This is a genomic window from Vibrio sp. 10N.286.49.E11 (genome assembly GCF_041469505.1).
In the GTDB taxonomy this organism is placed as follows: domain Bacteria; phylum Pseudomonadota; class Gammaproteobacteria; order Enterobacterales; family Vibrionaceae; genus Vibrio; species Vibrio crassostreae_C.
Genome location: NZ_JBFRKQ010000056.1, coordinates 156230 through 163419, shown reverse-complemented (window position 1 = coordinate 163419; position 7190 = coordinate 156230). Strand labels below are relative to the sequence as shown.

The 7190-nt window shown below is 45.7% G+C and carries 6 protein-coding genes and 2 tRNA genes; 4 read left to right on the top strand and 4 right to left on the bottom strand.

Features of this window, described 5'->3' with window-relative positions:
• The 3 genes from AB4167_RS13650 to orn form a co-directional block, all read right to left on the bottom strand.
• Positions 1–76 (bottom strand) — tRNA-Gly (locus AB4167_RS13650).
• A 53-nt stretch (positions 77–129) separates the two neighbouring features.
• Positions 130–205 (bottom strand) — tRNA-Gly (locus AB4167_RS13645).
• Positions 206–385: 180 nt separating this feature from the next.
• Complete coding sequence (gene orn, locus AB4167_RS13640) at positions 386–931, bottom strand: oligoribonuclease (protein WP_010434065.1); 546 nt, start codon at positions 929–931, stop codon at positions 386–388.
• A gap of 150 nt (positions 932–1081) precedes the next feature.
• Here orn and rsgA point away from each other — a divergent pair, with 150 nt between their 5' ends.
• The 4 genes from rsgA to AB4167_RS13620 all read left to right on the top strand — a co-directional run bounded on the left by rsgA (position 1082) and on the right by AB4167_RS13620 (position 5908).
• On the top strand, positions 1082–2137 hold the full coding sequence (rsgA, locus tag AB4167_RS13635; RefSeq protein ID WP_017061306.1) for a small ribosomal subunit biogenesis GTPase RsgA: 1056 nt from the start codon (positions 1082–1084) through the stop codon (positions 2135–2137).
• Positions 2138–2262: 125 nt separating this feature from the next.
• Entirely contained in the window at positions 2263–3183 is a 921-nt protein-coding gene (gene asd, locus AB4167_RS13630) for an archaetidylserine decarboxylase (RefSeq protein WP_017063172.1), read from the top strand.
• A 308-nt stretch (positions 3184–3491) separates the two neighbouring features.
• Positions 3492–4907, top strand: a complete 1416-nt coding sequence (locus AB4167_RS13625) for a DASS family sodium-coupled anion symporter (protein ID WP_017061303.1) — start codon at positions 3492–3494, stop codon at positions 4905–4907.
• A 113-nt stretch (positions 4908–5020) separates the two neighbouring features.
• Positions 5021–5908 carry a DMT family transporter gene (locus AB4167_RS13620; RefSeq protein ID WP_017071213.1) on the top strand — a complete coding sequence of 296 codons (888 nt, stop codon included), beginning with the start codon at positions 5021–5023 and terminating at the stop codon, positions 5906–5908.
• 85 nt (positions 5909–5993) lie between these two features.
• Here AB4167_RS13620 and epmA read toward each other — a convergent pair whose 3' ends face one another.
• Positions 5994–6965: an elongation factor P--(R)-beta-lysine ligase gene (gene epmA, locus AB4167_RS13615; RefSeq protein WP_136982277.1), complete on the bottom strand. Its 972-nt coding sequence runs from the start codon at positions 6963–6965 to the stop codon at positions 5994–5996.
• Positions 6966–7190 lie beyond the last annotated feature (225 nt).

Here is a 7190-nt window from a genome sequence, read left to right as displayed (position 1 = left end):
TGGAGCGATACATCGGGTTCGAACCGATGACCTCAACCTTGGCAAGGTTGCGCTCTACCAACTGAGCTAGTATCGCATTATAAAAGGTCTTTCACCTTTCGATTACCGCTTTCGCCGTAACCTACAAATTGGAGCGATACATCGGGTTCGAACCGATGACCTCAACCTTGGCAAGGTTGCGCTCTACCAACTGAGCTAGTATCGCAATCTGAAAACGTCTTTCTCCGTTCAGGGCTGCGAATTATAAGAGCATTTTTTTGTGATGCAAGTCCTTAATGCAAAATTACGAAACTTTTTACTCAACTGCTGTAAAAGCACACAGATTTGCAAAAAAAACGGCTCTTATGTCCCTGAAAAGTTAGATAAACGTGATCATTTTATTCGACTAGATGTTAATAATCGTTTTTCGGTAGTACTGCAGCTCGGCGATCGACTCTCGAATATCGTCTAACGCAAGGTGACTTCCCGACTTAGAAAAACCATCTAACACTTCAGGTTTCCAACGACGAGTCAGCTCTTTCAGAGTGCTTACGTCAACATAGCGGTAGTGGAAGTACTCTTCTAACTCTGGCATGTGCTTGTATAGGAAACGACGGTCTTGACCAATGCTGTTGCCACAAATTGGTGACTTACCTTTTGGTACCCATTTTTCAAGAAACTCAATGGTTTGTTGGATGGCATCTTGCTCTGAAACCGTGCTTTCTTGAATTCGCTTCACGAGGCCGCTGCCAGTGTGAGTCGTTGTACACCACTCGTCCATCTTGTCCAATTCACTCTGAGGTTGGTGAATAGCCAAAACAGGTCCTTCAGCCAGGATGTTAAGCTCACTATCAGTAACGATAGTAGCAATTTCAATGATTTTATGAGTTTCAGGATCAAGTCCTGTCATCTCTAGATCAACCCAAATAAGGTTCTGATCGCTAAAGGACATAAGGCGTCGCCTATTTGTTTATGTGTAAAAGAGGTACTATACCCAAATAACTATACTCAAACTAGCTTTAGGACCATCGAAATCACGTGGTACCAGCAACATCCTGTTTGAGTCCCCAATCATCAAGTTAGATGTGTTAAGTGAAAAATTGTGGCTAAAAAAAAGAAGTTAACCAAAGGTCAAGTACGTCGTGTACGTAGCAACCAGAACAAGCGACTCAAGAAAGAAGATTCTATCCAATGGGATGAGAACATGCTTGGCGGAACCAAAAGCGGACTCGTGATTACGCGCTTTGGCCAACATGCTGATATCGAAGATCTTGAAACTAACGAAGTTCATCGTTGTAACTTACGCCGTAGTATCGAGACTTTAGTTTCTGGTGACCGAGTGACTTGGCGCGCAGGCTTAGAATCAATGGCCGGTATTTCTGGCGTTGTGGAAGCGGTTGAGCCGAGAACTTCAATGCTGACTCGCCCTGATTACTACGATGGCCTAAAGCCAGTAGCTGCGAACGTCGACCAAATGGTTATCGTATCGGCTGTGCTACCAGAGCTATCACTTAATATTATCGACCGTTACCTAATTGCTTCAGAAACGGTAAACATCGCGCCGCTTGTTGTACTGAACAAGGTCGATCTACTGACTGATGAGCAGATTGCTGAATACCGTGAAACACTTAAAGAGTACGAGAAGATCGGCTATAAAGTGATGTTCGTGAGTAAAGAGTCTGGCTACGGCATCAAAGAGCTGGAAGCTGAACTCAAAGACCGTATCAACATCTTTGTTGGTCAATCGGGTGTGGGTAAATCAAGCCTAGTGAATGCATTAATGCCTACGCTAGACATTGAAGAAGGCGAAGTCTCTGAGAACTCAGGTCTTGGTCAGCACACAACCACGGCAGCTCGTTTATACCACTTCCCTTCTGGTGGTGATCTGATTGATTCACCAGGAGTGCGTGAATTCGGCCTATGGCACCTAGAGGCCGACGAAATCACTGAAGCCTTTATCGAGTTCAAGCCTTACCTTGGCGGTTGTAAGTTCCGTGACTGTAAACACATTGATGACCCAGGCTGCATCCTGCGCGAAGCGGTAGAAAACGGAAAGATCAGTCGATTACGTTTCGACAACTACCACCGCATCATTGAAAGCATGGCGAGTAACAAAGATAACCGTCAGTATTCACGCAACAAAAAAGCCGATCTCTAATCGCGTTTTTGTGAACAAATGTGTGCATTTACTGACAATTGGCGCGAATTTAAGTAACATCTCGCGCCCTAAACCGTCATCGACAGATTTAATTGAAAAACAATTAGCATTGGAAAATTAATACAATGGATAAGATTAAAGTTGGATTGCAGTACTGGATTCCACAACATGGATTAACTCGCCTAGTCGGCAAACTTGCGTCTGCTAAAGCGGGCGGCTTAACGACAGCGATCATCAACTGGTTCATCAAGCAATACAAAGTGAACATGGATGAAGCTCTGCATAGCGATCCAAAACACTTTAAAACATTCAATGAATTCTTCGTGCGTGAATTGAAAGAAGGCATGCGTCCTATCGCTGAAGGTGAGTCTGTTATTGTTCACCCTGCAGATGCACGTGTGAGCCAATTTGGCCCAATTACTGACGGTCAACTGATTCAAGCGAAAGGCCATAACTACTCAGCTCGCGAGCTATTGGGTGGTGATGCTGCGCTAGCGGATGAATTTAAAGACGGTGAATTCGCAACGCTTTACCTGTCTCCAAGTGATTACCACCGCGTGCACATGCCATGCGACGGCACACTGCGCCAGATGATCTACGTTCCAGGTGACCTTTTCTCAGTTAACCCGTTAACGGCAGAAAACGTTCCAAACCTATTCGCACGTAATGAGCGTGTCGTTTGTATCTTCGATACGGAATTTGGCCCAATGGCACAAGTGCTGGTTGGCGCAACGATCGTAGGTAGCATCGAGCAAGTATGGGCAGGTACCATCACCCCACCTCGTGGTAACTCGGTTTACAAATGGGATTACCCTGCACAAGGTGACAAAGCAATCATCTTGAAGAAAGGCGAAGAGATGGGCCGCTTTAAGCTTGGTTCAACCGTTATCAACCTGTTCGCTAAAGATGCGATCAAGTTTGACGACACTATGCAAAATGGCGAGAAAACGGTTCTTGGTACACCTTTCGCGCACATTGCTGGCAAAGAAGCGCAAGCAAATGACGATGTTGTTACCGATTCTGCTGAGAACACTGACCAAGCTTAACAATTTGAGTTAACTCATTTAAGCTTTCAAGGCGCGTTACTTTTTCTATTTCAGAGAAGAACGCGCCTTTTTCTTAACTCTACCGATTCATTTGCTACTCAAGCTCTAACAACTCAATCTTTCAAACCCTGCCCAGCCACCTGATGCTTCTCACTCTTGTCTCTAATTGCCCAGATAAAAGATTGACCAAAAACAAAACAACTGTCGAAACCTTAAACAACTTTTTGATTTTCCAACCCGTCTCCAAGTACCAGAAATCCAGATAACTTACTCTATTTGAAGATATTTTATTTATAGGGTCTTTGTACATGCCTAAACTCAATGTTGGCGTTCTGGTCAAGCTGTTGATTTGTTTTGCGATTCCCTTAGGCGTGTTATTCATGCCGATAGATTCAATACCAATCGATGATCTCACGCTGATTCAACACCGCCTGTTGGCGATATTCTTATTAGCAGCCCTGCTGTGGGTGCTTGAACCTGTTCCGGTATTCGCCACTTCCATTTTGATCATTGCGCTTGAACTGGTGATGATATCTGACAAAGGTTTACACCTATTTAGAAATCCACCAGCGGGGCACGATCTCGGTGAGTTAATCAAATATACCGACATCTTCGGTGCATTTTCGTCACCGATCATCATCCTTTTCATGGGTGGTTTTGCTCTTGCGATATCCGCATCCAAGTATGAACTCGATAACAACCTAGCTCGAGTGCTACTTAAACCATTTGGTACAGAACCGCGCTTCATTATGCTCGGCTTAATGCTGATCACCGCCGTGTTCTCAATGTTCATGTCAAATACCGCAACGACGGTAATGATGCTTGCGCTGCTCGGCCCTATCGTGGCATCTGCACCAAAAGGCGATATGGGTATCAAAGCGCTCGTGTTGTGTATTCCAATTGCTGCCAATACTGGCGGTATCGCAACCCCAATCGGTACACCGCCCAATGCCATCGCGCTGCAATACCTAACGGGTGAAAATACCATCGACTTCCTCAGCTGGATGATGATGGGCTTACCCTTTGTGATCATCCAACTCACCATCGCTTGGTTTCTTCTACAAAAACTCTTCCCTTCTAAAGAAAGAAACATGGTGCTCAAGCTTGATGGACAATTTAGAAAGAGCTGGCGAGCGATTGTGGTTTACATCACCTTCGCTGCGACAATCTTATTGTGGATGACCACCAAACTGCATGGCATGAACACCTATGTCGTGTCTATCATTCCATTGGCTGTGTTTACGCTCACTGGCATCATGGGTAAAGAAGAACTCAAGCTGATTAACTGGGATGTGTTGTGGCTGGTCGCAGGTGGTATTGCGATTGGTATTGGCTTAGATAAAACAGGCTTAGCCGCTGCACTCGCACACGCAATTGACTATGAATCGCTGTCACCTGCAGCTGTGGTACTGACATTGTCTATCGTGTGTTGGTTAATGGCGAACTTCATGTCAAACACTGCGACGGCCAACTTGCTGATGCCGATAGCCGCTGCAATTGGTGCTTCCATGGAAAGCCTAGTTGCGATTGGTGGTCTGCAAGGCTTGCTGGTTGTGGTCGCCTTCTCTGCGTCACTTGGCATGATTCTGCCAGTATCGACACCACCAAACTCACTGGCCTACTCGACCGGGCTTATCGAAAGCAAAGACATGGCGAAGATGGGCATCATCTTAGGTATTGTGGGCTTGCTGATGGTTTACCTCGCCCTGTTTATCATCACCTAGCACGTTAATCCCTACTAATGCCCTTCCAGATAGTAATCACGTCTTTGCTATCTGGAAGGTTTAGTGCATATTGAATCCCCCACTTCTACATTTTGACACGGACGTACACTTCAATGGGATTCGAATGGTTGGCTCTTGCTGCCGCTTTTCTTTGGGCTATCGCGAGCCTGATGTCAGTAAAGCCTGCTCAACACTTAGGTTCTTTCGCCTATAGCCGTTGGCGCATGGGTTGCACTGCTATCATCTTATCGAGCATGGCTTGGTTTACTGGTGGCTGGTCAACGGTCGAAGCAGACCTAGTCACGCCGATGATGCTGTCTGGGCTAATTGGCATCTTCATTGGTGATACCGCCCTATTTGCCTGTTTGAACAGAATGGGACCGCGCCAAGCAGGTTTGCTGTTCTCTTGTCACGCCGTGTTCTCGGCAATTCTTGGTTACTTCCTATTTAGCGAAAGTATGACTTCGGTTGAGCTGATTGGCTCGGCTTTGGTGTTCAGTGGTGTATTAACCGCGATATTCTTTGGTCGTCGAGGACAAGCCAACAACCAACTCGAAACCATCAAGGGCACCGTGTGGATTGGTGTAGCTCTCGGAATCACAGCGGCTATCTGCCAAGCCTTGGGCGGTATTATTGCAAAACCCGTGATGCAAACCAGCATAGACCCTGTTGCCGCTTCAGCGATTCGTATGATCACCGCTTTTGTTGCTCACTCCGCATTTCGTCTAACTGGCGCTAAGCTCTCACGCGCAATTAACCCGATGAATGGTCAAATATTCGCGATTACCGCAGTGAACGGCTTTCTTGCTATGGCGGTGGGAATGACGCTGATCTTGTATGCACTGCAAGAAGGAAATGTCGGCATGGTTGCTCTGTTGTCTTCAACCACACCTATCATGTTGTTACCAATACTTTGGCTGTACACCAAACAGAGACCAAATGCCTACGCTTGGATCGGTGCCATTGTTGCCGTAGTGGGTACTGGTATTCTAGTCAGCTAGCTAGTGAAGTTAATTGGCAGCTGATTGGAAACTGAGAGTGAATAGCTAATGACTATTCACTCTCAGTAAAAACAAAAGCAAAAAGTTAAGAACGTGGGAAAGGAAAAGCCGTCACGTCATCGATGTGGTCATAACCTAACGCCAGCATGATCAGACGATCAATACCTAAAGCAACACCCGCACAGTCTGGTAAGCCCGCTTTTAATGCCTCAATCAAGTGATGGTCAATCGGTTGAGGCGATAAGCCCATCTCAATACGTTTGGCATTGTCATCTTCAAAGCGCTTGAGCTGCTCTTGTGGTTTATCTAGCTCATGGAAGCCGTTTGCTAACTCGATGCCTTTGAAATACACCTCAAAGCGATCCGCCACTCGCGAATCCTCAGGATTAATCTTAGCCAATGCCGCTTGTGAAGCCGGAAAGTCATAAACAAACGCAGGGACTTGTTGCCCTATTTTGGCTTCAACCCCAATACTAAACAGCAACTGCAGCAAGGTATCACGATCTTCTTCAGGGTCAGCTATATCGCTGAGCCCAAGTTTTGCTGCGGCTTGCTTTAGCGTAGCCATCGAATCTTCCAGGGGACACACACCTAACACGTCAATAAAGGCTTGTTGGTAAGTCATTCGCTCTGCTGAGCCCGATTTAAGTACCTGCTGTAACAGCAAATCCATTTCATCCATCAGGTCATGATGATCAAAGCCAACGCGATACCACTCCAACATAGTGAACTCAGGGTTGTGATAACGGCCATTTTCTTCGTTACGGAAAGACTTACAAATTTGGTAAATACAGCCACTGCCCGCCGCTAATAGACGTTTCATATGAAACTCAGGGCTAGTCATAAAGAACAGTGGCTGACCGTGTGCATAACCCGGCCCTACGAATTCAGTTTTGAAAGTATGCAAATGCACGTCCGTCACCGTGGCGTGGCTCATCGCAGGCGTATCCACTTCCATCACGTTTCGCTCAGCAAAGAACTGACGAATTTGATTAAGGATATCAGCACGTTGCTTTAAATGTTTAATGGTTGCGGCCGGTTGCCATGTAGAGTGCATTATTGAGTTCCATATTACTGAATTCTAGGCGACGAAAATTACCACCTTTCATCGCTTTTGTAAGCTTCTATCTTTCTATTCGTGAAAGCAAAATGTTGTTTTAATGAAGCCAGAAAATTACGTTCTACAATACAATTATCAATACAGATTTCACATCAACATTGATAACAAAAATCATACTCAACAAGCCGTTAACACCCGTCCTGTGGGTTAATCGTTATCAAC

Bases quoted from the DNA above. Each gene is read 5' to 3' on its own strand.
- orn (WP_010434065.1), bottom strand. From the start codon at position 931: ATGTCCTTTAGCGATCAGAACCTTATTTGGGTTGATCTAGAGATGACA.
- asd (WP_017063172.1), top strand. From the start codon at position 2,263: ATGGATAAGATTAAAGTTGGATTGCAGTACTGGATTCCACAACATGGA.
- AB4167_RS13625 (WP_017061303.1), top strand. From the start codon at position 3,492: ATGCCTAAACTCAATGTTGGCGTTCTGGTCAAGCTGTTGATTTGTTTT.
- AB4167_RS13620 (WP_017071213.1), top strand. From the start codon at position 5,021: ATGGGATTCGAATGGTTGGCTCTTGCTGCCGCTTTTCTTTGGGCTATC.
- epmA (WP_136982277.1), bottom strand. From the start codon at position 6,965: ATGCACTCTACATGGCAACCGGCCGCAACCATTAAACATTTAAAGCAA.